General features: G+C 67.7%; 22 protein-coding genes. 7 read left to right on the top strand and 15 right to left on the bottom strand.

Translation table 11 applies throughout. From position 1 onward, the window contains the following. Nucleotides 1-20: 20 nt before the first annotated feature. Genes ACWF4Z_RS11475 through ACWF4Z_RS11465 form a run of 3 tightly spaced genes read right to left on the bottom strand, consistent with a single transcriptional unit; the run spans nt 21 to nt 3,431 of the window. Nucleotides 21-1,331 carry a M50 family metallopeptidase gene (locus ACWF4Z_RS11475; RefSeq protein ID WP_452242896.1) on the bottom strand — a complete coding sequence of 437 codons (1,311 nt, stop codon included), beginning with the start codon at nt 1,329-1,331 and terminating at the stop codon, nt 21-23. After that, nucleotides 1,328-2,548, bottom strand: a complete 1,221-nt coding sequence (dxr, locus tag ACWF4Z_RS11470; protein ID WP_452242895.1) for a 1-deoxy-D-xylulose-5-phosphate reductoisomerase — start codon at nt 2,546-2,548, stop codon at nt 1,328-1,330. Before dxr ends, ACWF4Z_RS11475 begins: the two co-directional genes overlap by 4 nt. A 46-nt stretch (nt 2,549-2,594) precedes the next feature. Then, nucleotides 2,595-3,431 (bottom strand): FHA domain-containing protein, encoded by an 837-nt coding sequence (locus ACWF4Z_RS11465; protein ID WP_452242894.1) that lies wholly within the window; start codon nt 3,429-3,431, stop codon nt 2,595-2,597. Between the two features lie 139 nt (nt 3,432-3,570). Here ACWF4Z_RS11465 and ACWF4Z_RS11460 point away from each other — a divergent pair, with 139 nt between their 5' ends. The 3 genes from ACWF4Z_RS11460 (at nt 3,571) to ACWF4Z_RS11450 (ending at nt 5,686) form a co-directional block, all read left to right on the top strand. Further along, nucleotides 3,571-4,152, top strand: coding sequence for a DUF1707 SHOCT-like domain-containing protein (locus ACWF4Z_RS11460; protein WP_452242893.1), 582 nt, complete (start codon nt 3,571-3,573; stop codon nt 4,150-4,152). Nucleotides 4,153-4,164: 12 nt separating this feature from the next. Further along, on the top strand, nt 4,165-5,328 hold the full coding sequence (locus ACWF4Z_RS11455) for an acyl-CoA dehydrogenase family protein (RefSeq protein ID WP_452242892.1): 1,164 nt from the start codon (nt 4,165-4,167) through the stop codon (nt 5,326-5,328). A gap of 73 nt (nt 5,329-5,401) precedes the next feature. Further along, complete coding sequence (locus ACWF4Z_RS11450) at nt 5,402-5,686, top strand: DUF6458 family protein (protein ID WP_452242891.1); 285 nt, start codon at nt 5,402-5,404, stop codon at nt 5,684-5,686. On the opposite strand, the gene ACWF4Z_RS11445 is transcribed toward ACWF4Z_RS11450, so the two are convergent. After that, nucleotides 5,683-6,174 (bottom strand): N-acetyltransferase family protein, encoded by a 492-nt coding sequence (locus ACWF4Z_RS11445; protein ID WP_452242890.1) that lies wholly within the window; start codon nt 6,172-6,174, stop codon nt 5,683-5,685. The two genes, ACWF4Z_RS11450 and ACWF4Z_RS11445, sit on opposite strands and share 4 nt — an antisense overlap. A 45-nt stretch (nt 6,175-6,219) precedes the next feature. On the opposite strand from ACWF4Z_RS11445, the gene ACWF4Z_RS11440 reads away from it, so the two are divergent. Beyond that, on the top strand, nt 6,220-6,603 hold the full coding sequence (locus tag ACWF4Z_RS11440; RefSeq protein WP_452242889.1) for a nuclear transport factor 2 family protein: 384 nt from the start codon (nt 6,220-6,222) through the stop codon (nt 6,601-6,603). On the opposite strand, the gene rny is transcribed toward ACWF4Z_RS11440, so the two are convergent. From rny to recA, 9 genes are all read right to left on the bottom strand, one after another. Further along, on the bottom strand, nt 6,584-8,275 hold the full coding sequence (rny, locus tag ACWF4Z_RS11435; protein ID WP_452242888.1) for a ribonuclease Y: 1,692 nt from the start codon (nt 8,273-8,275) through the stop codon (nt 6,584-6,586). The two genes, ACWF4Z_RS11440 and rny, sit on opposite strands and share 20 nt — an antisense overlap. A 542-nt stretch (nt 8,276-8,817) precedes the next feature. Continuing rightward, nucleotides 8,818-9,465, bottom strand: a complete 648-nt coding sequence (locus ACWF4Z_RS11430; protein ID WP_452242887.1) for an Rv0909 family putative TA system antitoxin — start codon at nt 9,463-9,465, stop codon at nt 8,818-8,820. 105 nt (nt 9,466-9,570) lie between these two features. After that, a complete protein-coding gene (locus ACWF4Z_RS11425) occupies nt 9,571-10,005 on the bottom strand; it encodes an MmcQ/YjbR family DNA-binding protein (protein ID WP_452242886.1) in 435 nt (144 codons plus the stop codon). Between the two features lie 78 nt (nt 10,006-10,083). Beyond that, nucleotides 10,084-11,511: an alkaline phosphatase family protein gene (locus ACWF4Z_RS11420; protein WP_452242885.1), complete on the bottom strand. Its 1,428-nt coding sequence runs from the start codon at nt 11,509-11,511 to the stop codon at nt 10,084-10,086. A 280-nt stretch (nt 11,512-11,791) separates the two neighbouring features. Next, a complete protein-coding gene (locus tag ACWF4Z_RS11415) occupies nt 11,792-12,313 on the bottom strand; it encodes a pyridoxamine 5'-phosphate oxidase family protein (RefSeq protein ID WP_452242884.1) in 522 nt (173 codons plus the stop codon). Nucleotides 12,314-12,362: 49 nt separating this feature from the next. Beyond that, the gene (locus tag ACWF4Z_RS11410; RefSeq protein WP_452242883.1) at nt 12,363-13,463 is read right to left on the bottom strand and encodes a serine hydrolase domain-containing protein; all 1,101 of its coding nucleotides are present in this window, start codon (nt 13,461-13,463) and stop codon (nt 12,363-12,365) included. Nucleotides 13,464-13,678: 215 nt separating this feature from the next. Next, complete coding sequence (locus ACWF4Z_RS11405) at nt 13,679-14,173, bottom strand: regulatory protein RecX (RefSeq protein ID WP_452242882.1); 495 nt, start codon at nt 14,171-14,173, stop codon at nt 13,679-13,681. A gap of 647 nt (nt 14,174-14,820) precedes the next feature. Further along, nucleotides 14,821-15,366 (bottom strand): hypothetical protein, encoded by a 546-nt coding sequence (locus ACWF4Z_RS11400; protein WP_452242881.1) that lies wholly within the window; start codon nt 15,364-15,366, stop codon nt 14,821-14,823. A gap of 230 nt (nt 15,367-15,596) precedes the next feature. Then, nucleotides 15,597-16,697, bottom strand: a complete 1,101-nt coding sequence (recA, locus tag ACWF4Z_RS11395; RefSeq protein ID WP_452242880.1) for a recombinase RecA — start codon at nt 16,695-16,697, stop codon at nt 15,597-15,599. A 249-nt stretch (nt 16,698-16,946) separates the two neighbouring features. On the opposite strand from recA, the gene ACWF4Z_RS11390 reads away from it, so the two are divergent. Then, the gene (locus tag ACWF4Z_RS11390; protein WP_452242879.1) at nt 16,947-17,738 is read left to right on the top strand and encodes a hypothetical protein; all 792 of its coding nucleotides are present in this window, start codon (nt 16,947-16,949) and stop codon (nt 17,736-17,738) included. Between the two features lie 43 nt (nt 17,739-17,781). Further along, nucleotides 17,782-18,342: a GrpB family protein gene (locus ACWF4Z_RS11385; protein WP_452242878.1), complete on the top strand. Its 561-nt coding sequence runs from the start codon at nt 17,782-17,784 to the stop codon at nt 18,340-18,342. A 7-nt stretch (nt 18,343-18,349) separates the two neighbouring features. On the opposite strand, the gene ACWF4Z_RS11380 is transcribed toward ACWF4Z_RS11385, so the two are convergent. Next, nucleotides 18,350-18,544, bottom strand: a complete 195-nt coding sequence (locus ACWF4Z_RS11380) for a DUF3046 domain-containing protein (RefSeq protein WP_452242877.1) — start codon at nt 18,542-18,544, stop codon at nt 18,350-18,352. Nucleotides 18,545-18,546: 2 nt separating this feature from the next. Then, nucleotides 18,547-19,725 (bottom strand): LppM family (lipo)protein, encoded by a 1,179-nt coding sequence (locus ACWF4Z_RS11375; RefSeq protein ID WP_452242876.1) that lies wholly within the window; start codon nt 19,723-19,725, stop codon nt 18,547-18,549. Nucleotides 19,726-19,846: 121 nt separating this feature from the next. On the opposite strand from ACWF4Z_RS11375, the gene ACWF4Z_RS11370 reads away from it, so the two are divergent. Beyond that, nucleotides 19,847-24,424: an ATP-dependent helicase gene (locus ACWF4Z_RS11370; RefSeq protein ID WP_452242875.1), complete on the top strand. Its 4,578-nt coding sequence runs from the start codon at nt 19,847-19,849 to the stop codon at nt 24,422-24,424. Nucleotides 24,425-24,432: the final 8 nt, after the last annotated feature.

The following is a 24,432-nucleotide window of genomic DNA, read 5'->3' as shown; positions in this document are numbered from 1 at the left end:
TCCTTAACCGTTGGTGAGGGTCAGCCGTTGAAGAGCTTGATGGGGTTGACGATGTCGGCGATGACGAGCAGGACGCCCATCACCACGATCACACTGGCCGCGACGTACGCGATCGGGAGCAGCTTGGCGACGTCGACGTACCCGGGATCGGGCCGGCCGAACAGCTTGGCCAGGCCGCGCCGGATCCCTTCCCAGATCGCGCCGATCATGTGCCCGCCGTCCAGTGGCAGCAGCGGGATGAAGTTGAACAGGGCAAGGAAGAGGTTCAGCGAGGCGAGCAGCGAGACCAGGAACGCGACCCGCTCGCCGCCGGTGAGCGACTGGTTCGAGGCGATCTCGCCGGCGACCCGGCTGGCGCCGACCACGCTCATCGGGCTGTCCTCGTCGCGAGTACCGCCGCCGATCGACTTGGCCACGCCGACCAGCTTCTGCGGGAAGTTGCCGATGGCCTTCACCGTCGCGACCGTCAGCTCGCCCATCTTGTCGACGACGAACCCGAAGTTCTGCCGCTCGACCTTCATCTGCGGCGACACCCCGAGGAAGCCGACCGAGACGAACTTGTCCGACCCGGCCTCGTCCTGGACCTGGTTCACGATCGTGTGGGTCTGCAGGGTCTGCTGCTCACCGTTGCGCTCGACAACGATCGTGGCGGGCTTGTCGGTGTTGGCCCGGATCAGCGGCGTGAGCTGGTCCCAGCTGCTGATCGACGTGCCGTTGAACGAGACGATCTTGTCGCCGACCTGGAACCCGGCCTCCTTGGCCGGTGAGACCTTGTCGGTGTCCACGCACTTGCGATCCGTCGTCGCCTGTGAGGCAGGAATCACACAGTCGGTCACGGTCGCCACGGTCGTCTGCGCGACGTTGGCGCCGTACAGCATGAACAGACCGCCGAAGAGCACGAACGCGATCACGACGTTGACCAGCGGGCCGGAGGCCATCACGATCAGCTTCTTCCACCACACCTTCTGGAAGAAGAGCCGGCCGTCGTCCTCGGGCGCGATCGTCTCGAACTCGGCGCTGCGCGCGTTCTCGACCATCGACTGGATCGGCCCGGTGTTGGCCTTGCGAACCTTCGTCGGGTCCTGTCCCTTCGCGGGCGGCATCATCCCGATGATCCGGACGAAACCACCGGCCGGGATCGCCTTGAAGCCGTACTCGGTCTCGCCGCGCTTGGTGGACCAGACGGTACGGCCGAAGCCGACGAAGAACTGGGTGACCTTCATCCCGAAGGCTTTGGCGGGCAGCATGTGGCCGAGCTCGTGCAGCGCGACCGAGATGAGGATGCCGGCCACGAAGAGAACGATCCCGAGGACGGTGAGAAGCGCGGTCATGCCTTCGTGGTCTCCTGGCGCTGGTCGGTCGCGGTCAGTTCGCGGGCCCGCGCGCGAGCCCAGCTGTCCGCCGCGAGTACGTCGTCGACGGACAGTTCCTCATACGAGGGTACGTCGTGTTCGGTCACCACCCGGGCCACGGTGTCGACGATCCCGAGGAACGGCAGCCGGCCCTCCCGGAACGCCTGCACACAGACCTCGTTCGCGGCGTTGAGCACCGCCGGAGCGGTCCCGCCCCGGCTCCCGGCCTCGCGCGCGAGCTGCACGGACGGGAACGCCTCGTCGTCGAGCGGCAGGAACTGCCACGTACTCGCCTCGGCCCAGCTCCACGGCGGCGACGCGTCCGGTATCCGGTCGGGCCAGCCGAGTCCGAGCGCGATCGGCACCGTCATCGTCGGTACGCCGACCTGGGCGATGGTGGCTCCGTCGGTGAACTCGACCATCGAGTGGATCGCCTGCTGCGGGTGGACGACGGCCTCGATCCGGTCCATCGGGATCCCGAACAGCAGGTGCGCCTCGATCAGCTCGAGTCCTTTGTTGACCAGGGTCGCGGAGTTGATCGTGACCACCGGCCCCATCGCGAAGTTGGGGTGCGCGAGCGCCTGCTCGATCGTGACGTCGGCGAGCTCGCTCCGGGGCCGGCCGAGGAACGGTCCCCCGCTCGCGGTCAGCACCAGCTTGCGTACCTCGTCGGCCGATCCGCCCCGCAGACACTGGGCGATCGCGCTGTGCTCGGAGTCGACCGGCACGATCTGCCCGGGCTTCGTCCGGCGGGTGACGATCGGGCCGCCGATGACCAGCGACTCCTTGTTCGCGAGGGCAAGCGTGTTCCCCGCATCCAGGGCCGCGAGCGTCGGCCGCAGACCGACCGAACCGGTGATGCCGTTGAGAACCACGTCACACGGCATCGCCGCGACCTCGCTGGACGCATCCGGTCCGGTGATGATCTTCGGGATCTTGAACTCGCCCTGCGCATAGCCCTTCCGCTGCGCCTCGGCATAGAACGCCAACTGCAGGTCCTGAGCCGCCGTGGCCTTCGCCACCGCCACCACCTCGACCGCGAACTCCAGCGCCTGCTCGGCGAGCAGCCCGACGTTGTCGCCGCCGGCACTCAGCGCGAGCACGTGGAACCGGTCCCGATTGCGCCCGATCAGCTCGAGGGCCTGAGTACCGACCGAGCCGGTCGAGCCGAGGATGACGACGGTGCGCGGATTCACGGCGCCATTGTTCCAGGTGTGCACCGCTTGTGACGATCTGGTGCCTTCACGCAATGTAAAGCCGCAGGGCGAGGGTCCCGAGCCGGATCTCGTCCCCGTCCCGGACCATCGCCGTCTCGACCTGTACGCCGTTCACGTGGGTCCCGTTGGTCGATCCGAGATCCCGCACCTCGTAGCTGTCCGCATCGATCCGCAGCAGCTCCGCGTGGTGCCGGCTCACCTCAGGACTCTCCAGAATCAGGTCAGAGTCCGGCGCCCGCCCGATCCGGACCAGATCGAGCAGCGGTACGACGTCCCCCTCCGGACCCACGAGGACGGGCTGCGACCCAGCCTCGAGCGCAGCTGCGATCTCCGTCACTCCCGCGGTCCGGATCGGCAGCGAGACGATGAGGTCGTCGCCCTTGTCCACATGCAGGTTGTGCTGAGTGCCGTACGCAAGCAGGAGGTCGTCGAACTCGTCGATGACCACAGCGGAGACGTGGTAGTAGCCGGGAGGCAGTTGTGCGTACGCCGCACCGCCCAGAGAGGTGGTCAGCACGAGTGCGTCGTACTCGTGGCTCACATCGGTGATCGTGACCAGCACCGGGTTGTGGGCAGTCAGATGCGCCTCGGCGCCGGTATCGCCCGGAGTGAACTCCACAGTCAGCAGTGGCGCCGGACGCACCTCGTCGAGACCAAGCAGCCGGTCGACCGCTGGGACTGTGCCGGTGGGGACAGACAACGGGATGTACTGACCGTGTGAGCGAACCAGGACGTTGAGCTGCGGCTCCCCCGACCTGTCCTTGCGACGAGCCAGGAAGAACCCGTTCACCATCCCCTTGCCGAAGATGAAGGCAACGTCCCCCACCACGGCGCGGATAAATCCAGTCGTCGGCTCCATCATCACCCCCGGCCAATCAGTATCCCGGAACGACGACTCCGGTACGACGCAACCCGGTGTGCCGCGGCTGTGCCCGGGCCGGCCGCTGGGTGCGGTCCCGTGTCGGTTCTGCTGGGACCTGTCGCAGGGCTACCGTTGGCGCATGAGTCTGGAGCAGCAGCCGCCGGAGCGCCGGGCATCTGACCACGACCGCGAGCGGGCCGCCGCTGTGGTGCAGGAAGCGCACGGCGACGGCCGGTTGGACTTCGAGGAGTTGGACGAGCGCCTGAGCCAGATCTACACCGCGAAGACGCAGCTCGAGCTGCGAAATGTGACGGCCGATCTGGTCCCGATCGCGCACGGCGGCGGCAGCTCGCAGGAGCTGACGCTCCGGGCGAAGCACAGCGCACAGAAGCGTGAGGGCGCCTGGACGGTCCCGGAGAAGCTGACGGCGATCGCCGAACACTCGTCGGTCAAGCTCGACTTCACCGATGCGGTTGTGCAGTGGCAGCAGATCCACATCGACGCGCACGCCAAGCACAGCTCGGTGGTGATGATCATCCCCGAGGGCTGGAGCGTCGACATCGATCAGGTCGACATGATCCACAGCCAGGCGAAGAACAAGGCTGTCGCCCCTCGTCCTGGTGGAGTCCGGCTGCACGTCACCGGAGAGGCTCGCCACGGCAGCATCGTCGTCCGCCACCCGCGCAAGCGGCGCTGGTGGTGGCCTTGGTACTCGAAATGATCTAGTTGCCCTATGACCGTTTCGCTGGACCTCGTGGATGTCGACTCGCTGCTGACCGAAGAGGAGGTCGACATCCGGACGGCCGCGCGGCGGTTCGCGGACGAACGGTTGCGGCCGTCGCTGCCGGAGTGGTTCGAGACGGCGACGATTCCGGCCCGCGAGTTGGCCAAGGAGCTGGGGGCGCTCGGGTTCCTCGGGATGCACCTCACCGGGTACGGGTGTGCCGGCGTCGGTCCGGTCGCCTACGGGATGGCGTGTCTGGAGATCGAGGCGGCCGACTCGGGGATGCGGTCGCTGGTCTCGGTGCAGGGGTCGCTGGCGATGTACGCGATCTGGAAGTACGGCAGCGACGAGCAGAAGAACGAGTGGCTCCCCCGGATGTCGGCCGGCGAGGCGATCGGCTGTTTCGGGCTGACCGAGCCCGACTTCGGTTCGAACCCGGGCGGCATGCGCACCAACGCTCGCCGCGACGGTGACGACTGGGTGCTGAACGGCTCGAAGATGTGGATCACGAACGGCTCGGTGGCCGACGTGGCCGTGGTCTGGGCGCGCACGGACGAGGGGGTGCGCGGCTTCGTCGTACCGACGTCTGCTCCTGGGTTCTCGGCGCCCGAGATCAAGCAGAAGATGTCGTTGCGGGCTTCGGTGACGTCGGAGTTGGTGTTCGAGGACGTGCGGTTGCCGGGATCGGCTCTGCTGCCTGAGGCACAGGGTTTGTCGGGGCCGCTGGGGTGTCTGAACGAGGCGCGGTTCGGCATCATCTTCGGCGCAATGGGCGCGGCGCGGGACTGTCTGGAGACGGCGATCTCGTACGCCGGTGAGCGGCTCGTGTTCGACAAGCCGTTGGCTGCGTACCAGCTGACGCAGGCGAAGCTCGCAGACATGGCCGTCGAGCTGAACAAGGGCATCCTGCTTGCCGTCCACCTCGGCCGGCTCAAGGAGAAGGGCACCATCCGCCCTGAGCAGGTCTCGGTCGGCAAGCTGAACAACGTCCGCGAGGCGATCGCGATCGCGCGCGAATGCCGGACGATCCTGGCCGCGAACGGCATCAGCGGCGAGTACCCGATCATGCGGCACGCCAACAACCTCGAGTCCGTCCTCACCTACGAGGGCACCTCCGAGGTGCATCAGCTCGTCATCGGCCAGGCTCTGACCGGCCATCCTGCTTTCCGCTGAGCGCATACAGCCGGCTCACTCTGGGCACAGGGGGTGAAATCAGCTACTGCGAGTAGTTCGGAGAGGAGCAGGTATGCGGATCGGGGCCGGAATCGCGCTGATGGCGCTGGGGGCGGTCATCGCCTTCGCTGTCCGGGATACGTCCGACACGCTGAACCTGACCGCCCTCGGGATCATCATCATGCTGGCCGGCGCGGCCGGGATCTGGCTTTCGTACCGTTTGGCCAACCCGCGCCGCCGCGAGGAGATCAGCGTCATCAAGCCGGAGGTCGAACACCAGTACAACACCACCCCGCCCGAGCGGGTGGCCAACCAAACCATCGATGTCACCCCGAGCCACCTGCGCGAGGACCGCTAGAGCGCCTTGACGAGGTAGTCGCAGAGGTCGTTATGGGTGCGTACGACGGTGCCGGCGGCGTCTTGTTCGGTCCAGGTGTCGGTGACGGCTGGACCGGACCAGAGTTGGTAGCCGAGGCGTTCGTAGAGTCGGCGGGCTTCGGGGTTGTCGTGGCCGACGCCTAGGCCGATGGCTGCGCGGTTCCAGTCGGTGGCAACCCGCTCGCAGGCGCGGATGAGCGCCGTACCGACGCCTTGGTTCTGGACGTAGGCATGCAGACCGTTGATCTCGGCCGGGTCGTCGGCGGCGCGGACCTCGGCGTACTTCGACGCGCGCAGGACCATCGTCTGGCCGACGATCTCGCCGTCGCGATCGGCGATCAGGTAGAGGCCGTCGCCGTTGCGTTGGGTGTCCCAACGACCACGGACGTGATGCTGGGATCCGGGGTGTTCGGCGAACGAGGCGATCAACCGGTCGACATCGGCGGCGGTGGCAGGTCTGATCTCCATCCGGCGACTTTAAGGCTGGTTGAAGACTTGGCGCGACTGTAAATCATGGACCGGAATCGTGAACTACTGCAGCGGTTGTGGCCGGCCGACGGCCAGTTGGCATTGTCGGCCGAGGCTGAGCACGAACTGCGTGCCGACGACTACGTACTGGAGATGCCGCAGTCGGGTGAGCGCATCGTCGGGCGGGACGTGATGCGGGAAATGCAGCGGGAGTACCCGTCGCCGCCGGACATCCAGATCCTGCGCATCACCGGCGCGGGCGATCACTTCGTCGTCATGGGGCGGTCGGACTACGGCGGTGACGTCTACTACGTCGCGAACGTCGTCGAGTTCCGCGACGGGCGGATCGCGCGGGAGACCCGCATCTACGGTGCTCCGTTCGATCCGCCGCCGTGGCGGGCGAAGTACGCTACTTCGCCACCTCAGTAGCCCGCGACTCGCGCACGACGGTCACGCGGATCTGCCCTGGGTAGGTCAGCTCTTCCTCGACCTGCTTGGCGATGTCGCGCGCCATCACCTGCGCGGCGATGTCGTCGACCGCGTCCGGCAGCACCATCACCCGGATCTCTCGCCCGGCCTGCATCGCGAACACCTTCTCCACGCCGTCGTGGTGCATCGCGATCTCCTCGAGCCGCTCGAGCCGTTGTACGTAGGCCTCCAGCGACTCGCGCCGCGCGCCCGGCCGACCACCACTCACGGCATCCGCGGCCTGTGTCAGCACCGCCTCGACCGTACGCACCTCGACCTCGTTGTGGTGCGCCTCGATGCAATGCACGACGTCGAAGTTCTCGCCGTACTTGCGGGCCAGCTCGGCCCCCACGATCGCGTGGCTGCCCTCGGACTCGTGCGTGAGCGCCTTCCCGATATCGTGCAGAAACGCGCCGCGCTTGCACAGCTTGGGATCCAGCCCGAGCTCGGCCGCCATCATCGCGGCGATGTGCGCCGACTCGATCAGGTGCTTCAACACGTTCTGCCCGTACGACGTCCGGTAGCGCAACAGGCCCATGGTCCGGATCAGCTCGGGGTGCAGGTCGGTGATCCCGACCTCCGCCATCGCGTCCTCGGCGGCGCGTTGACACAGCTCGGCCACCTCGGCCTTGCTGCGTTCGTAGATCTCCTCGATCCGGCTCGGATGGATCCGGCCGTCCAGGACGAGCGAATCCAGGGTGAGTCGCGCCGTCTCCCGCCGGACCGGATCGAAGCAGGACAACAGCACCGCTTCCGGAGTGTCGTCGATGATCAGATTGACGCCGGTGGTCTGCTCGAACGACCGGATGTTGCGGCCCTCGCGGCCGATGATCCGGCCCTTCATGTCGTCGCTCGGCAGGTGGACGACCGAGACGACCGACTCGCTGGTCTGCTCCGACGCCAGCCGCTGGACCGCGCCGGTGATGATCTTGCGGGCCTTGATCTCGCCCTCGTCCTGGGCCTGCCGCTCGATCTCGCGGACGATCGTGTGGGCGTGCCGCTTGGCCTCGGTCTCGATCGAGGCGACCAGCTCGGCCTTGGCCTGCTCGGTGGTCAGGTTCGCGACGCCTTCGAGGATCCTTCTCCGCTCGTCCTCGAGGTCCTTGATCTCCTGTTTGCGCTGCTCCAGCTCGCCGATCTGGGTGGTGAGCTCGGTGTGGCGTTCCTCGATCGAGCGGTGCTGCTCGTCCAGCCGTTCCTCACGCTCGGTCAGGCGATGCTCACGCCGTTCCATCTCGAGCCGCTGCTCCCGCAGATCGTCGCGGATCGACTGCGCCTCGGCCTCGACTTCGCGCCGTACGTCGGAGGCTCGCTGCTCGGCTTCGCGCCGTACCTCCGAGGCTCGATCCTCCGCGGCCCGGCGGATCTCCTCGGCGCGCTGTTCGGCTGCCTCGGCCCGAACCTGCAGGACGGCGGCCGATTCCTCGGCTTGCCGCCGGACGAGCTCGGCCGCGGACTTGGCGCCGGCGGCCACGTGAGCGGCCTCGAGCTGCGCGGACGCGGCCGCCGCGGAACTGTCCGCGGCTTTGCGGCGGGAGAGGGTCAAGCCGATCCAGGCCAGCAAGCCGGCGATCAGCAGTCCGATCAGGGACAGCCCTAGGGACGTCGCTGCAGCCATGGCCACCAGTGACATCGGCGTCTCCCCTCTTCTCGAGTCCCGCACCCAGGCGCGACTTTGGCGTCGGTCGAAGGGACTCGCCACTCTTACGGTCGAGGAGACGGCTTCACCTGCGTTCCGGTGCAGCCGATGCATGCGCTGCGGCGTGGATGCGTCGGTCGGACCGATCGTGCTTCGTCCTGGGTATGCAGCACCCACGAACGCTGCGCACGATCGCCGCCACCGCCGGATCCATCCGTCGCGATGCCGCCTATCCGACGACGCTACGAGCCGCCGTCGTCCTGCCTTCAGCTCGGTCGAGCGTTGGTTTCGTGTCTTCTTTCCGGCCGGTGGCCGGAAACTACCGGCCCGCCGGTGCTATGTCCGCCACCGTCAGGTGGAGAGATCCCTTTGATCCCGAGGCTAGGCGCGCCCTACCACCCGGTCAAGACGGACACTCGTCCACACCCCGCCGCTCTTGGACATCGTGACCAGCGCGTCGAGTGGTCTACTCCACAAAGACATCGCCCCGGGCAGGCAACAGCCCAGGGCGACGCTGACGGGCAGTGAGCTGCAGACTACGGACGCGGGCCTGGCAATCCGCCGTCCGACTCGGCGTCGGCTTCGGTTCGGCCAGCAGTGCTGCCGGTCTCGGCGCTGCCGGTGGCGGGTTCGGTTTGGCCTGTCGTGCTGCCGGTCTCGGCGCTGCCGGTGCCGGCTTCGGTTTGGCCTGTCGTGCTGCCGGTCTCGGCGCTGCCGGTGCCGGCTTCGGTTTGGCTTGCAGTGCTGCCGGTGGCGGTGCTGCCCGTGGCGGCGCCTTCGGTGCCGGAGCCGGCCGAGTTCGCCGGGCTGGACGACGGGTCGGGGGCTTCGCCGCCGACCACGGCTCCGTCTCCGGTCGGCGTGGTCGCGCCGGCCGACTCGGCCTCACTTGGACCATCGGACGGGGCGGACGCCGTACCGGCCGCCGACTCGGGCTCTGCCCCGGGGGTCGGTGCCTCCGAGGTTTGCGGCTCTGGGGTTTGGCCGTCCGGGGTCTCGGAGGTTTGGGAGTCCACGAAGTTGCCGACCTTCTGCTGGACGCTGTCGACCTTCTCCGCGTACTTCCCCCCGGTCTGCTTGTCGATCAGGTCGCCGGCTTTCTCCACGCCGGCCTTGATCTTGTCCGGGTTCTGCTTGACGACATTCCGGAGCCAGTTCTTCGCCTGTTCCTGGAAATCGTTCATGTGCACCCTCCGCGGTGTCAGGGGCGGATCGACGGAAATGCCCAGCCTACGGACCGGTCACAACACCGGCCCTACTTCGGATAACACACCGTCACGACTCACCCGTCAACGCCCCTCGCCGCGCGCACCCCTCCGAGTCCGGTCACTCTCCGTCGCGACGAGGTGGGATTCGGCCAGTTTCGGCGGTGCGAAGACCAGCCAGCCGTCCAGCAACGCCTCACGCAAAACGTCGACCGGCACCCGCTCCAGCTCGAGCAGTACGGCGGCATAGTTGTCGAAATGCGCGATCGTGAAGAAGCCGTCGTTCGCCCGCTCGGCCAGGACCGCTTCCTTCTCGGCGAGATCTTCTACCCGGATGGCCAGGATCGGCTCGTCCGGCGGAGTCTCGGCACCGAAACGCTTCAGATCGGCCTTGCTGAACGGACGCTCCCACGCATACGCCTTGCCGCCGACCATCCAGGTCCGACTGCCCCACCGCGTCGCCTCAACGGTCTCGGGGAGGGCCGCGACGAGCCGCTCCACGTCCTCCAGGGTCGCCATGCCCCAGCACGCTACTCCGCGGAGAGCGTGCCGTGACCAGGCGATGGGGCGATCGCCTGGTCACTTGCTACCCGTCTGTCAGAGGCGGTGGCGGGTGCCGCGCTCCTGGTGCGGTACAACCTGAGCGGCACCCGGGAACGTCGGCGCCGGGAACTGCGCGGTCTCGTAGGTCGCCAGGTTCAGCCGGGAACCGGTCTCCGGGAGGAGCGGCGGCTTGGCCGTGTGGTTCTGACGGAAGACGGACGTGAGGTCACCGAAGGTCCGGCGACGCCACTGGCTGATGTTGGTCTCGCGAACGCCGGTCAGCTTCTCCAGGAACTGCACCACCGACGTGTGGTCGAACTTCTGGCTGCTCACCCAACCACCGGCCGTCCACGGCGACACGATGATGCACGGCACCCGGAACCCGCCGCCGATCGGCAGATCGAGCGCGTACTCGTCCGGCGTCCCCGCCGGGGCGGTCGGCGGAACGACGTGGTCGAACAGTCCGTCGTTCTCGTCGTAGTTCAGGATGAAGACGGTCTTCTTCCACACATCCGGGTTGGCCGCGATCGCACCGATCTTCGAGGCAACGAAGTCCGCTCCGGCGGCCGGCATCTCCTTCGGGTGCTCGGACACACCGCCTGCCGTCATCAGCCAGGACACTGCGGGCAGTTGGTCGTGCAGAGCGTCGTACTCGAACTGTCCGAGCGACGACACCTTCATACCTTTGTCGTACAGCGGAGTCCCGGGAGCGGCATCCTGGAACTGCTTGAAGTGCGGCAGCATGTTGTAGCTGCCCAGACCGACCGAGTCCTGGTACACCTTCCAGCTGACGCCGGCCGCCTCGAGGCGTTCGGCGTACGTCGTCCACCGGTAGGCGCCGTTCGGCAGCGAGTTCGAGGTGATCGGGCCGCCGAGTGTTCCGCCCGGATCGACGGTGCCGGTCTGCCAGTACAGCCGGTTCGGCCAGGTCGGGCCTTGGACCGAGCAGAAGTACTGGTCGCAGATCGTGAAGGCGTCGGCGAGCGCGTACTGGAACGGGATGTCGTCGCGGGTGTAGTAGCCCATGACGTACGGCCCGTTGGCCTTGTCGGCCGCGCGGTGGGCCGGCAACCAGGCGTCCATCTTGCCGCCGTTCCACGCCTGGTGCTGCACCGAGTACGCGTGGCTGGTGGACGGGATCGCCTGCGAGTTGGTCGAGTGGGTGTCGAGGTGGAACGGCAGCAGGTAGCCGTCCGGATTCTCGACATCGGGCTGATGGAACACGTTGCGGCCGGTGGACAGCTTGATCACCTGCGGGTCGTCGAAGCCGGCCACTCCGGACAAGGTCCCGAAGTAGTGGTCGAAGCTACGGTTCTCCTGCATCAGCATCACGACATGCTTGATGTCGTGCAGCCGGGCCGGCCGCGGCGGCGGGGTCGCGAGCGCCTTCTGCACACTCGCGGGCATGAGGGCAGCGGCAGCGCCGAGGCTGGCGGACGCGGCAGCGCCACCAAGGAAGCGGCGGCGGGAAAAGTCGGACATCGGGCGGAACCTCTCGGGAGGGTAGGCGGTGATTCCGACCACCGACATTCCGCCTCGAAGGTGTCCTCCACCCGCCCCGCACCCCAACGCCGCTGAACGAGTTTCCAAGCACAACCTTCCCCCCAGATGAACAAGCCAAGCCTCCCCTAATCCCGTTGCCGACAGCCCTTACCAACGATGCAGACCCCGCCAGAACGCCCTGACCCGGCAAGCATCCAGGAAATCCGCGCCCCCACGCCGAAAAGCCACCTCGGCGCCGTCAACCACGCGCCTGCCGAGCTCAGGCCCACCGGTAGCGGGTCTGGGACGACTCGTTCCCGATGACAAAGGCAAACACCTTGTCGGGCTGGACACGGTACAGCCGGGCGCCTCCGGTGCGAATGGCCTGCCCCAGTTGATTCCAGGTCCCGTCCTCGCCGGTGAATTCCCAGCCATAGGTGTCTTCGAACGCGGTCGCTGCAGCCTCTCTGGTCTCCTGATCGACGACTGCACTCGCAGTACCTTCGATGGTGTAGTCGGTGCCGGTCAGGGTGCCTGTTCCAGCTGTCAGCGCGCAACTCTGATTGGCGTCGAGGTTCTTGGCCTTCTGCTCGTCGGCTCCGGTGGTGAACCACATTGCGCCGGATGCCCAGATCGCGACCACCGGTGTCACATGGGGGCGACCGTCTCGACGTACGGTGCACAGCTGGAATTTCCGGATCCTGCGCAGAGCCCAGTCCGTCGCTTCCCACGGTGTCGGCGTGGCGCCTGGCGAAGAAAACGTGAGGGTGAGGTTGAGCGCGGTCGGGCTACCAGTCGGCATGTTGTTCCTCCGATCGTTGCGAATCTGGCCAGGGTGCTCGCGGTGAGGCTCAGCGGGTCTCGGCGAGAGAGTCGGCGAGCAGCGCGCTGACCGACAGCACGGTGTCGAACGTCGGGACGAGCCGGTTCTTCGTGAGTGCGAAGGCGATTCCGCGGGCGGGGTCCGCGTAGGCATAGCTCCCGCCGCCGCCCGGCCAGCCGAACGCCACGGAATGTTCCTCGGCCGGTGCGCCGATCCTGCCGATCGGGAAGCCCAATGCCATCCGTGCCGGGTTGCCGAAGACCTGGTCCGTACCCTCGAACGCAAGCCCGGACAGCTCTGCCAACCGCTCCGAGTCGAAGAGATCACCCCGCAGTACGGCGTTGTACATCGCCGCCAGCCCGTGGGCCGTAGCAATTCCCACCGAGGGTATGTCGGCACGCAGGATCTGCTCCGCGTTCCCGAAATCGGCACTCGGCTGCCTTTCCCACGGAGCGAGAATCGCATCATCGTCCGCGTCCGCGTCGGCGGACCAGTCGCTGGCTTGTTGCTCGAGGCGTGCCAACTCCGGCAGCGACTCCCGTGGAGCGGCGAAGTAAAGTTCGCCTTCGATATCGAGCGGCGTCGTGATCCACTCGCGCAACAGTTCGCTCATGGATTGTCCGGTCGCCCGGCGGGCCAGCTCGCCGACCAGGAAGCCAAACGTGTAGGAGTGATACCCCGTGGCAGCGCCCGGCCGCCAGCGCGGCGCTGCGCCGGCCAGTGACTTACAAACCCTTGCCCAGTCGGGAATTTCACTCGGGGTAATTTCACGCGGCATCGCCGGCAGACCCACCGTGTGGGTCAGCACGTGCCGCAATGTGGCCGTCCCCTTGCCGCTGACACCGAACTCGGGCCAGAGGTCCGTCACCAGTCGGTCGTAGTCGAGAAGTCCCTTCGCGACGAGCACATGCGCAAGCGTGGCCGCCACGTTCTTGCCCGTCGAGAAACTGAAGATCGGTGTCCGAGACGTAAGCGCTCGCCCGGTCGCCGCGTCGGCCATGCCGGCAACGGCGTCGACAATCAGCGCGCCTTCTCGATACACCGCAACCTGCACGCCGGTCTCGGTACCGGCAGCGACCAGTGCATCGATATGGCGCTGAATCCGCTCCTGTACCTCACTCATCTCCATGTCTCCAAGGTCCCCATCCCAACGTGCCGATCGCCGCAACCGCCTGTCAGAGCTAACGTCGAAACTGATCGGCCAGTCTCGACACACTCCGGGCTCACGAGCCACCCGGCACACCCCCAGACACCGAATAACCCGCCAGCCACGTGATCCGACAGCTCGCTCAGCCGGCTGGGGCTGCGAGGCCGTCACCTATCCAACATCCCGGAGGTCGCGAGTTAGTCGGGTTCGATGCCTGAGGGGTCGAGGAGGGGGAACTCCTCGTGGTTGGTGTCCAGTTCTTGTTTGATGATCGTCATGGCCAGACCGCCGGGATACCCCTTGCGCGCGAGCATGCCGAGCAGCCGGCGCATGGCGACCTGACGATCGAGTGACCGCATCGACTTCAGTTTGCGGCGGACAAGCGCGCGGGCCGTGTCTTCTTCCTGCTCAGGATCCAACTCGTCCAACGCATCCCGCGCCAGCTCGTCGTCCACCCCACGACGCCGAAGCTCCTGAGCCAGAGCGCGCTTACCCAACCCTCGCCCGCGATGCCGCGACTCAACCCATGCGTTGGCGAACGCCGCATCGTCAATCAGCCCGACCTCGGTAAACCGGTCGAGCACCTCATCGGCCACCTCGTCGGGAATCTCCCGCTCAGCCAGCAGATCCGCCAACTCAGCCCGCGTCCGAGGCTGCCCACTCAACTTGTCCAACAAAATCGTCCGAGCCACCGCCGCCGGATCCCCCACCTCCTCCGGCGTATCCCGCCGTCCCCGCCCCCCATCCCCAAACCCCCGCCGCCGAACCCCACCCCGCCCAGCACTCCCACTCCGCCCAGCACTCCCACTCCCACCCGACGCGGCACTCCCACCCCGACCAGCGCTGCCACTCCCACCCCGCCGCGTAACACCGTCAGCAGACCGCCCCGGCCCCCCAGCCCCAACGGCCTGATCCCCCAAGCCTTCATCTCCCGACGCACCCGCCTGCCCACGACGCACCGCCGCCCGCCCAACCGCCGGCTCGGACGCAACCGAACCACCCGCCTGCCTATCCGCCGCCCGACCCACCGCCGGATCCGACGCAGTCGGCGCGCCCGCCTGCTCATGCGCGGACCGACGCACCACCGAACGTGACCCAGCCGGCGCTCCGACCTGTTCACCCGCAGCTGCCTGGCGGGCTGCCGAGTGCGACGCATCCGCGTCCGCGTGCTCGTCTGCCTGGCGTGCGCCCGCCCGTTCATCCGAACTGGGAGACACCCCGGTAGGCGCGTCTGCCCGCTCGTCTACGGTTGGGCGGACGTCAGCCCGATGTCCTTCGGCCGCCCTCCTGTCTGACGGATTGTCGGCCGGTGCGGCGGCCGCGTCTCCCCAGGGATCAACTAGTTGGGGTGTGGTCGGTTCAGGTGAGTCCTCGGCGAACGCTTGTGCTTGCGCGAGACGCTCGGCGGTACGTGCGGCAGACGCGGATCGCGTCGTCGATGACTCGGCCAGATCACCCCACGGATCCTCCGCACCGGCAGTTCGCCGGATTCTGCCCGCCCGCGGACGTGACGCCGCCGCATCATCAGGCAGGGCGTCGTCCGCATCACCCCAAGGGTCAGCAGACCTCGCACTCGAACTCCGCCCACGAGTACGACGACTCCCACGCTCAGAGCCGCCATCACCACCCCACTCAGCGCCAACTCCACCATCACGAGCACGCCCGCTGTCACCTGCAGCACCAACTCCACGAGCATCGCCGTCATCAGCCGCAGCACCATCACCGCGACCGTGGCCACGGCGGTTGTCAGCTGCAACGCCAACTCCAGCATCACGAGCACTGCTGCTGTTGGCAGCGTCGCCAACGCCGCGACCGTGGTCACGGCTGTTGTCGGTTGCCGTGTCGGCACCGCGAGTACGGCGGTTGTCAGACGTGCGAGGTCCACGGCCGCGCGTTGCATCAGCTTCCGGCGTGGGGGCGGGCGCGGTGGCTTTGGGTTTACGTTGTGTGGGAGGTGTGGACGCGGACTCGGCCATGCCCTGGGCGAGGAGTTTTCGGGCCAGGGCGAGGCGGTCGGCGTGGGGTAGGGAGAGTGCCGCGGGGGCAGCGTCGTCGGCCGGTGGCCGGGGGACGCTGCCGTCCGCGGAGGGTCGATCGGAGCTCACGGGGAGTCGATCAGAAGTCGACGTCGACCTCGGCCTTGGCCTTGGCTGCATCGGCAGCCGGCTGGTCGAGGGTCGCGCCGATGCCCATCTTCTCCTGGATCTTCTTCTCCAGCTCGTTGGCCAGATCAGGGTTGTCGCGCAGGAAGTTCCGCGCGTTCTCCCGGCCCTGACCGAGCTGGTCGCTCTCGTAGGTGAACCAGGCGCCGGCCTTACGGACGAAGCCCTGCTCCACACCGAGGTCGAGCAGGCTGCCCTCGCGGCTGATGCCCTGGCCGTAGATGATGTCGAACTCGGCCTGCTTGAACGGCGGGGCCACCTTGTTCTTCACGACCTTGATGCGGGTCCGGTTGCCGACCACGTCGGTGCCGTCCTTCAGCGACTCGATCCGGCGGACGTCCAGCCGCACCGACGCGTAGAACTTCAGCGCCTTACCACCGGTCGTGGTCTCCGGGGAGCCGAACATCACGCCGATCTTCTCGCGCAGCTGGTTGATGAAGATCACGGTCGTGTTCGTCCCGCTGACCGCACCGGTCATCTTCCGCAGCGCCTGGCTCATCAGCCGGGCCTGCAGACCGACGTGGCTGTCACCCATCTCGCCCTCGATCTCGGCGCGCGGCACCAGCGCGGCCACCGAGTCGATCACGACGATGTCGACCGCGCCGGAGCGGATCAGCATGTCGGCGATCTCCAGCGCCTGCTCACCGGAGTCCGGCTGCGAGACCAGCAGCGCGTCGGTGTCGACGCCCAGGTTCCGCGCGTACTCCGGGTCGAGGGCGTGCTCGGCGTCGATGAAGGCGGCGATGCCACCCGCGCGCTGGGCGTTCGCGATCGCATGCAGGGTGACCGTGGTCTTACCGGAGGATTCCGGACCGTAGATCTCCACCACGCGGCCGCGGGGGTACCCGCCGATCCCGAGCGCGATGTCGAGCGCGATCGACCCGGTCGGGATGACCTCGACCGGCGCCTTGCCCTGCTCGCCCAGGCGCATCACCGCACCCTTGCCGCACTGCCGCTCGATCTGCGTCAGCGCGGTCGCCAGCGCCTTCTCGCGATCACTCGCCGCGCGCTCAGCACTCGCCGTACTCGCCGTACTCGCCGCTGCACCAGCCATGTGACTGCCACCTGACCCATCTCATAATCGGGGCCGCTGTCCCAGCCGCCCGGAGGACTTCTCGTGTCGCCAGAGAAGGTATCCATCACGTCGGACAGTTTTCGCAGCCACTTCGAATCTGTGGACAACTCCGCCGTGCGGCGCACCTTCAGGAGCCAAACTATCCCGAACACGTGTTCGAATCGCAAGTGACACGCCGAACCTGCCCCGTCAGCCGTCCTGGACCGCCGACTACCTACGCTGACGGGCGTGACAGAGCGTCCCGACGTCCCCGACTCCGCCGTCGTCCTCGCCCTCAGCCGGGTCGAGTTCGGCCTCGACGCCGTACTCGACGCACTGCGCACCCAGGACCCGTTCGGTATCCGCAGCATCTTGACCGAGTACTCCGCACAGGAGCAACCCAACCTCGCCGAGAAGGGCCTGATCCTGGCGATCGACCGGGTGCTGCAGATGAAGGTGCCTGGGCACACCGAGTGGCCGACGCTACCGCTGGCCAAGCGCTGCGACTGGTGGGTCGAACGCCTCGGCGGATTCGCCGCCGTCGTCGCGGGTCTCCCCCGCATCAGCGGTGCGGCGGCCGACCGGCTGCCGATCAAGGACACCCTCGGCGCGACCGTCCAGGCGATGGTGATCGGCGCCGTGTGCCGCGAGTACGGCGTAGAAGCGCATGCCGACCGTACGGCGGTCATCGCACGGGTACTCACCGACCGTCCGATCACGCCGGACGACGTACTCAAGTACGACGACCCGACCGCGGCCGGCCAGGATGTCGCGCAACAGTTGGGGTTCGGAGACGAGTCCGAGGAGGCCGGCCTGCGTAAGGGCGTCCGGTTGGTGTGGCGGATCAGCAAGCTGTTCGGAGGGCTCGGTGAGGTCTTCGAGGACAGGCCGCGCGGCAGTATCGGCGCACGACTCCTCGGCAAGCTTCCGGCGATCGGCGTGGTCGGTGGGTTCTTCGACGAGCGCAAAGCCATCCGTAAAGCCGCGTACGAGGCCGCAGACCTACTGACCACCGGCGCGTTCCGGATCAAGCCGGTCTGACGAAGCGCTGGGTCTCGAGGCGCGGTCCTGGGATGATCTCGGCATGAGTGGGATCGTCATCGCCCGACCGGACGACAGTTGGCCGGCACAGTACGAGAAGACCGCGCAGGTGGTCCGCGGCCTGCTGGGTGAGTCGGCGCAGCGGGTCGACCACATCGGATCGACCTCGGTACCGGGCCTGCCGGCCAAGGACATCATCGATATGCAGGTGACCGTCGCAACGGAACCCGAGTTGGACGAGGTCGTGGAGCGCATGGTCGCCGCGGAGTGGGACGTCCGCCCACCCAGACGAGATCACCCGGTCCCCGGGCTACCTGCCGACAACTCGCAGTGGGTGAAGCGGTTGGTGGTCGAGCCGATGTACCGCCGCAAGGTGAACCTGCACATCCGGGTGGCCGGTCGCGCCAACCACCGCTACGCATTGCTGTTTCGGGACTATCTGCGCAGTCATCCCGAGACCGCTCAGGCGTACGGCAGCTTCAAGCGGCAGGCCGCGAGCCTGAAGCTCGACATCGGCGACTACACCGATCTGAAGGATCCGGTCTGCGACCTCATCTACCTTCCGGCCGAGGAGTGGGCCACCAGAACCGGCTGGATCGCCTGAGCCGGCTTCAGCGTTCGTTGGGTGGAAGTTGGAGGTGCGCCCAGACGGCGCGCCAGACGGTCTTGGGGTATTCGCCATCGGCCAGAGCCTCGTTCACCGTGCGGCCATTCAGGCCCTGCACGACCTGGGTCTCGGCCCAGGTGCGTGCATAGGCGGTACCGAGATGTCGATCCATCCGGTCCCAGAACTCCGTCAGTCTCATGCCTACCCGTTGTCGTCCTTCGGAGGCTGTCCCCAACCACCCTGTCCTTGCTGCCCGCCCTGATTCTGCTGGCCGCTCTGTCCCTGCTGACCACCCGGCTGCTGCGGCGGTTGCCCCTGCTGAGGCGCCGCCGGCCCGCCTTGTGGTGGCTGTCCCCAACCGCCCTGCTGCGGTGGCTGCTGACCGTACGGTGATCCGTGCGGCGGCTGCCCAGGCTGCTGGCCCTGTCCCTGACCTTGGCCCGGCTGCGGACCCCAGCCACCGTGCCCCTGCTGCGGCGGCTGGCCCTGCGGACCCCACTGGTCCGGACCCTGCTGTGGCTGAGGCTGCCCAGGGTACTGCGGCTGTCCACCCGGACCACCCGGGTACGGCGCCTGCCCAGGCTGACCCGGGTACTGGCCCGGCTGTCCGCCGTACTGACCGGGTTGTCCGCCGTACTGCCCGGGCTGTCCCGGGTACTGACCGCCCGGAGGACCGTAACCAGGCTGCGGCCCATACCCCGGCTGCCCATACTGACCCGGGTACTGCCCGTATCCCTGCTGGGCCTTGGCCTTGCGACTGCGGAGCACGTAGAACACGACGCCACCCGCCACCAGCAGCACCAACACGATGATGAGGACGAGCAACCAGACCGGGAAACTGCTGCCCGCTTCGGACGTCAACGAAATCTTCCCCAGTTTGTCGAGGCTGTCGTACGTCGCGGTCCGCCCGCTGATCGCGGCACCGTCGTCGTGCTCGAGGATCTTGCCCGGCATCGTGATCTTGAAGTTCACCTGTGGCTGGGTGCCGGCCGGCGCACTGCCGAGATTGGAGCCCTTGACCGCTACGACGAACTTGTCACCGTCCTTGTGGACCGTCACACCGCCGGCGCTTGTCCCTGCCAACTTGTCGAACGGGACGCCCTCGAAGCTGCAGTCGGAACCGACGAACCTGTCGTCCTCGAACGGCTTGCAGGTCACCCCGTCGGTGGTGGTCTGCTTGATCCCCTGCTCGATCTGGCTCCGGACCTTGTCGAGCGACTCGCCACTGGACTGCAGCAGTTGCTTGTCGACGCCGATCTTCATGTTGCCCGAGACCGTCTCGTTCGACCCGATCTTGAGATCGGCGTCGACCTCGACACACCCGGTCAGGGCGACCAGGCACGCCACGACGACGAGCGCTGCTCGTACGCGGTTCATCATGGCGCCGATCATTCCAGACGACGGGGACAACCTCGGCATCGGACGGAAAGCGCCTGCTCACAGCGGGCGATCGACGTACGCGATCAAGGGTCGATGAAAACTGTCGGCGCGACCCGGCAAGATGGAGAGCGTGAAGAAGACCAGCGCGTTGAGCCGGTTCTCGCCCGCGACCCGGGCGTGGTTCGGCGACGTTTTCGAGGCGGCCACCCCGGCCCAGCTCGAGGCGTGGGACGCGATCACCGCCGGCCGGGACGCGCTGGTGGTCGCCCCGACCGGTTCGGGCAAGACGCTGGCGGCCTTCCTCTGGGCACTCGACCGGCTGGCCACGGTCCCGCCACCGGACGATCCGAAGCTGCGCTGCCGGGTGTTGTACGTGTCGCCGCTGAAGGCGCTCGCGGTCGATGTCGAGCGCAACCTCCGGGCTCCGCTGATCGGGATCCGGGAGACCGCGCGGCGACTCGGCGAGGCGCCGATCGACGTCGAGGTCGCGGTGCGATCGGGCGATACACCTGCCAACGAACGCCGAAGGTTCGCGACGCGGCCTTCCGACGTACTCATCACTACTCCTGAATCACTCTTTCTGTTGCTGACCTCGCAGGGGCGAGAGTCGTTGCGCGGCGTCGAGACCGTGATCGTGGACGAGGTGCACGCGGTCGCGGGGACCAAGCGGGGTGCGCATCTGGCGCTCACACTCGAGCGGCTCGACTCGCTGCTGCCGAAGCCGGCGCAGCGGATCGGCCTGTCGGCGACCGTGCGGCCGGTCGAGGAGGTGGCGCGCTTCCTGGGTGGCGAGCGGCCGGTGACTGTCGTGCAGCCGAAGTTCACCAAACAGTGGGACCTGAGCGTTGTCGTGCCGGTCGAGGACATGGCCGAGCTGGCGAGCACGGAGATCGAGACATCCGGATCCGCCGCGGGGCCGCCGCGGCACGCCTCGATCTGGCCGCATGTCGAGGAGCATGTCTTCAACCTGATCGAGCAGCACAAGTCGACCATCGTCTTCGCGAACTCGCGCCGCCTGGCCGAGCGCCTCACCGCCCGGCTGAACGAGATTGCCGCCGAGCGCGCCGAGCTCGAGCTGGCCGTCGAGGGTTCACCGGCGCAGGTCATGGCTCAGTCCGGCGCATCACTGGCGGCGCCTCCGCTGATCGCGCGGGCGCACCACGGTTCGGTGAGCAAGGAGCAGCGAGCGCTGATCGAGGCTGATCTGAAGTCCGGCCGGCTGCCTTGCGTGGTCGCGACGAGCAGCCTCGAGCTCGGCATCGACATGGGCGCGGTCGACCTGGTCATCCAGGTCGAGGCACCGCCGTCTGTTGCGAGCGGTCTGCAGCGCGTCGGCCGCGCCGGTCACCAGGTCGGTGCGGTGTCGCGCGGCGTGCTGTTTCCCAAGTTCCGTGGCGATCTGATCGACACGGCCGTGGTCGTCCAGCGGATGCGCGACGGGCTGATCGAGAGCCTGCACATCCCGGCCAATCCACTCGATGTCCTGGCGCAACAGATCGTGTCGATCGTCGCGCTGGATTCGATCGACGTCGACGAGCTGTTCGCCTTGGTCCGGCGGTGTGCGCCGTTCGCGACCCTGCCGCGATCTGCGTACGACGGAGTCCTGGACATGCTGTCCGGTCGGTATCCCTCGGACGAGTTCGCCGAGTTGAGACCGCGCATCGTGTTCGATCGGGTCAGTGGCGAGATCTCCGGACGGCCAGGAGCACAACGCCTGGCGGTGACGAGCGGCGGGACGATTCCGGACCGCGGACTGTTCGGCGTCTTCCTCGTCGGCGAGTCGACCAACCACCGGGTCGGCGAGCTCGACGAGGAGATGGTGTACGAGTCGCGCGTCGGGGATGTGTTCACGCTGGGCGCATCGAGCTGGCGGATCGAGGACATCACGCACGACCGGGTCCTGGTCTCCCCCGCGCCCGGACAGCCGGGACGTTTGCCCTTCTGGAAGGGCGATGCGGTCGGTCGACCGGCCGAGCTCGGCGCGGCGACCGGCGCGTTCGTGCGGAAGATGGCGTCGCTTCCTGCGGGCAAGGCGATCGAGCGCGCGCGGACCGCGGGCCTCGACGAGTACGCCGCGAACAACCTGGTCTCGTATCTCGCCGAGCAACGCGAGGCGACCAGCCGAGTCCCTGATGACGTGACGATCCTGGTGGAGCGGTTCCGCGACGAGCTAGGTGATTGGCGGGTCTGCGTGCACTCGCCGTACGGCGGTCAGGTGCACGGGCCGTGGGCACTGGCGATCGCCGCGCGGCTGCGCGATCGGTACGGGATGGATGCGCAATCTGTTTCCGGCGATGACGGGATCGTGCTGCGGTTGCCGGAGACCGACGAGGCGCCGCCCGGCGCGGAGCTGGTGCTGTTCGATCCGGCGGACATCGAGGATCTGGTGACCACCGAGGTCGGCGGATCAGCCCTGTTCGCCGCGCGATTCCGCGAGTGCGCCGCGCGAGCCCTGCTCTTGCCGCGGCGGAATCCGGGTCGCCGGTCACCGTTGTGGCAGCAGCGTCAGCGATCGGCGCAACTGTTGAGCGTGGCAAGTAAGTACGGCTCGTTCCCGATCGTGCTCGAGACCCTGCGCGAGGTGTTGCAGGACGTCTACGACCTGCCGGCGTTGAAGGATCTGCTCACCGGGATCAGCGAACGGCGGATCTCGGTGGTCGAGGTGGAGACGTCGGAGGCCTCGCCGTTCGCGAAGTCCTTGCTGTTCGGGTATGTGGGCGCGTTCATGTACGAGGGCGACAGTCCGCTCGCGGAGAAACGCGCAGCGGCCTTGTCGTTGGACCAGAGTCTGCTCGCGGAGCTGCTCGGGCGGACCGAGCTGCGCGAGCTCCTCGACGCGGAGGTCGTGCTGCGGACCGAGGCCGAGCTGCAGAGGCTCGCGGAGGATCGTCGGGCGCGGGATGCCGAAGGGTTGTTCGACGTACTGCGGATGGTCGGCCCGCTGTCCTTGTCAGAGGCATCACAGCGTTGTGTGGACGGGTCCGATGCTGAGTCGTGGTTGACGTCCTTGGCGTCGGCTCGCCGGGTCGTGCGGGTCCGGATCGCCGGTGAGCATCGTTGGGCAGTCGTCGAGGACGTGGCTCGGCTGCGCGACGCACTCGGTGTGCCACTCCCGCCCGGGGTCGCGGAGGCGCATGCCGAGCCCGTCGCTGACCCGCTCGGCGATCTGGTTTCCCGGTACGCGCGGACCCACGGTCCCTTCCGGGCCATCGATCTCGCGACGAATCTCGGGATCGGCGTCGCTGTCGTCACGGATGCACTGCGGCGGCTCGGCGCGGCGGGACGCGTGGTCGAGGGTGAGTTCCTGCCAGGCGGGATCGCGTTGGAGTGGTGCGACAGCGAGGTCTTGCGATTGCTTCGGCGCAGGTCGCTGGCTGCGTTGCGGAAGGAGGTCGAGCCGGTCGATCCGTCGGCGCTCGCTCGCTTCCTGCCCGCATGGCAGGGCATCACGAGCAGCCGCGGCCGGGGGTACGACGTGCTCCTCGGTGCGGTCGAGCAGTTGGCCGGATGCGCGGTGCCGGCGTCGGCGCTGGAATCGATCGTGCTGCCCGCACGGGTGCCGGGATATCAACCGTCGATGCTGGACGAGCTGACGGCGACCGGTGAGGTGGTTTGGGCCGGATCGGGTTCGCTGCCGGGGACCGATGGTTGGGTCTCGCTGCACCTCGCGGACAACTGCGACCTGACGTTGCCGGATCCAGACCCGGCGTTCGAGCTCGGCGAGACCCATCAAGCCGTCCTCGACGCCTTGGCCGGTGGTGGCGCGTTCTTCTTCCGCCAGCTGAGCGATGTCGTCGGGGCTACCTCAGGTGTGGTCGATGACGAGACGCTGGTCGGCGTGCTCTGGGATCTCGTCTGGGCAGGCCATCTGACCAATGACACCCTCGCGCCGGTCCGCTCACTCGTAGGCGGAGGCCGTGGCAGTCACCGAGTTCGTCGTACGACGCCTCGCGCGCGGCCGGGTCGTCCGTCACGCCCGGGGCGTCCGGCGATGCCATCACGCAGCGGCCCGCCGAATGCCGGTGGACGATGGTCGTTGCTTCCGGCCCGTAGTGCCGACACGACCCGGCGGGCGCATGCGGCCGCGGAGACGCTGCTCGATCGGTACGGGATCGTCACGCGGGGTTCGGTGATCACCGAGCGGACGCCGGGCGGGTTCGCGGCGGTCTACAAGGTGCTGAGTGCATTCGAGGAGTCCGGGCGGTGCCGGCGCGGATACTTCGTGGCGGGCTTGGGTGCCGCGCAGTTCGCCTTGCCCGGTGCCGTGGATCGGCTGCGGGCCTTGGCTGAGCTGCCCGGGAGTGGTTCGGGGCGTCAGGGGGACGTGACGGTGCGCGCCGTCGTGCTCGCGGCGTCCGATCCTGCCAACCCTTATGGGGCTGCCCTCCCGTGGCCGGAGCGCGACAGCACGGGTGGTCACCGACCTGGGCGGAAGGCCGGTGCGTTGGTCGTGATGGTCGACGGGCAACTGATCGTGTACGTCGAGCGTGGTGGGCGGACCGTGCTGAGCTTCACCGAAGATCCGGACTTGCTGCAGCCTGCGGTCGACGCGCTTGCCTTGTCGATCCGGGACGATCAGCTCGGGAAGCTGAGTGTGGAGACCGCTGATGGTGAGCAGGTTCGGCACACGGCGTTCGGCGATGCGCTGGCGAAGGCCGGCTTCCACGCGACGCCGCGAGGCCTGCGGCTGCGAGCCTGACGACGGAC

The sequence above is a fragment of the Kribbella sp. NPDC055071 genome (genome assembly GCF_053608045.1).
The sequence above is the reverse complement of the archived record's forward strand: the minus strand, read 5'-3'. Positions and strand labels throughout refer to the sequence as shown.

Bases quoted from the DNA above. Each gene is read 5' to 3' on its own strand.
- ACWF4Z_RS11475 (WP_452242896.1), bottom strand. From the start codon at position 1,331: ATGACCGCGCTTCTCACCGTCCTCGGGATCGTTCTCTTCGTGGCCGGC.
- ACWF4Z_RS11465 (WP_452242894.1), bottom strand. From the start codon at position 3,431: ATGATGGAGCCGACGACTGGATTTATCCGCGCCGTGGTGGGGGACGTT.
- ACWF4Z_RS11460 (WP_452242893.1), top strand. From the start codon at position 3,571: ATGAGTCTGGAGCAGCAGCCGCCGGAGCGCCGGGCATCTGACCACGAC.
- ACWF4Z_RS11455 (WP_452242892.1), top strand. From the start codon at position 4,165: ATGACCGTTTCGCTGGACCTCGTGGATGTCGACTCGCTGCTGACCGAA.
- ACWF4Z_RS11450 (WP_452242891.1), top strand. From the start codon at position 5,402: ATGCGGATCGGGGCCGGAATCGCGCTGATGGCGCTGGGGGCGGTCATC.
- ACWF4Z_RS11445 (WP_452242890.1), bottom strand. From the start codon at position 6,174: ATGGAGATCAGACCTGCCACCGCCGCCGATGTCGACCGGTTGATCGCC.
- ACWF4Z_RS11440 (WP_452242889.1), top strand. From the start codon at position 6,220: ATGGACCGGAATCGTGAACTACTGCAGCGGTTGTGGCCGGCCGACGGC.
- rny (WP_452242888.1), bottom strand. From the start codon at position 8,275: ATGTCACTGGTGGCCATGGCTGCAGCGACGTCCCTAGGGCTGTCCCTG.
- ACWF4Z_RS11430 (WP_452242887.1), bottom strand. From the start codon at position 9,465: ATGAACGATTTCCAGGAACAGGCGAAGAACTGGCTCCGGAATGTCGTC.
- ACWF4Z_RS11425 (WP_452242886.1), bottom strand. From the start codon at position 10,005: ATGGCGACCCTGGAGGACGTGGAGCGGCTCGTCGCGGCCCTCCCCGAG.
- ACWF4Z_RS11420 (WP_452242885.1), bottom strand. From the start codon at position 11,511: ATGTCCGACTTTTCCCGCCGCCGCTTCCTTGGTGGCGCTGCCGCGTCC.
- ACWF4Z_RS11415 (WP_452242884.1), bottom strand. From the start codon at position 12,313: ATGCCGACTGGTAGCCCGACCGCGCTCAACCTCACCCTCACGTTTTCT.
- ACWF4Z_RS11410 (WP_452242883.1), bottom strand. From the start codon at position 13,463: ATGGAGATGAGTGAGGTACAGGAGCGGATTCAGCGCCATATCGATGCA.
- recA (WP_452242880.1), bottom strand. From the start codon at position 16,697: ATGGCTGGTGCAGCGGCGAGTACGGCGAGTACGGCGAGTGCTGAGCGC.
- ACWF4Z_RS11385 (WP_452242878.1), top strand. From the start codon at position 17,782: ATGAGTGGGATCGTCATCGCCCGACCGGACGACAGTTGGCCGGCACAG.
- ACWF4Z_RS11380 (WP_452242877.1), bottom strand. From the start codon at position 18,544: ATGAGACTGACGGAGTTCTGGGACCGGATGGATCGACATCTCGGTACC.
- ACWF4Z_RS11375 (WP_452242876.1), bottom strand. From the start codon at position 19,725: ATGATGAACCGCGTACGAGCAGCGCTCGTCGTCGTGGCGTGCCTGGTC.
- ACWF4Z_RS11370 (WP_452242875.1), top strand. From the start codon at position 19,847: ATGGAGAGCGTGAAGAAGACCAGCGCGTTGAGCCGGTTCTCGCCCGCG.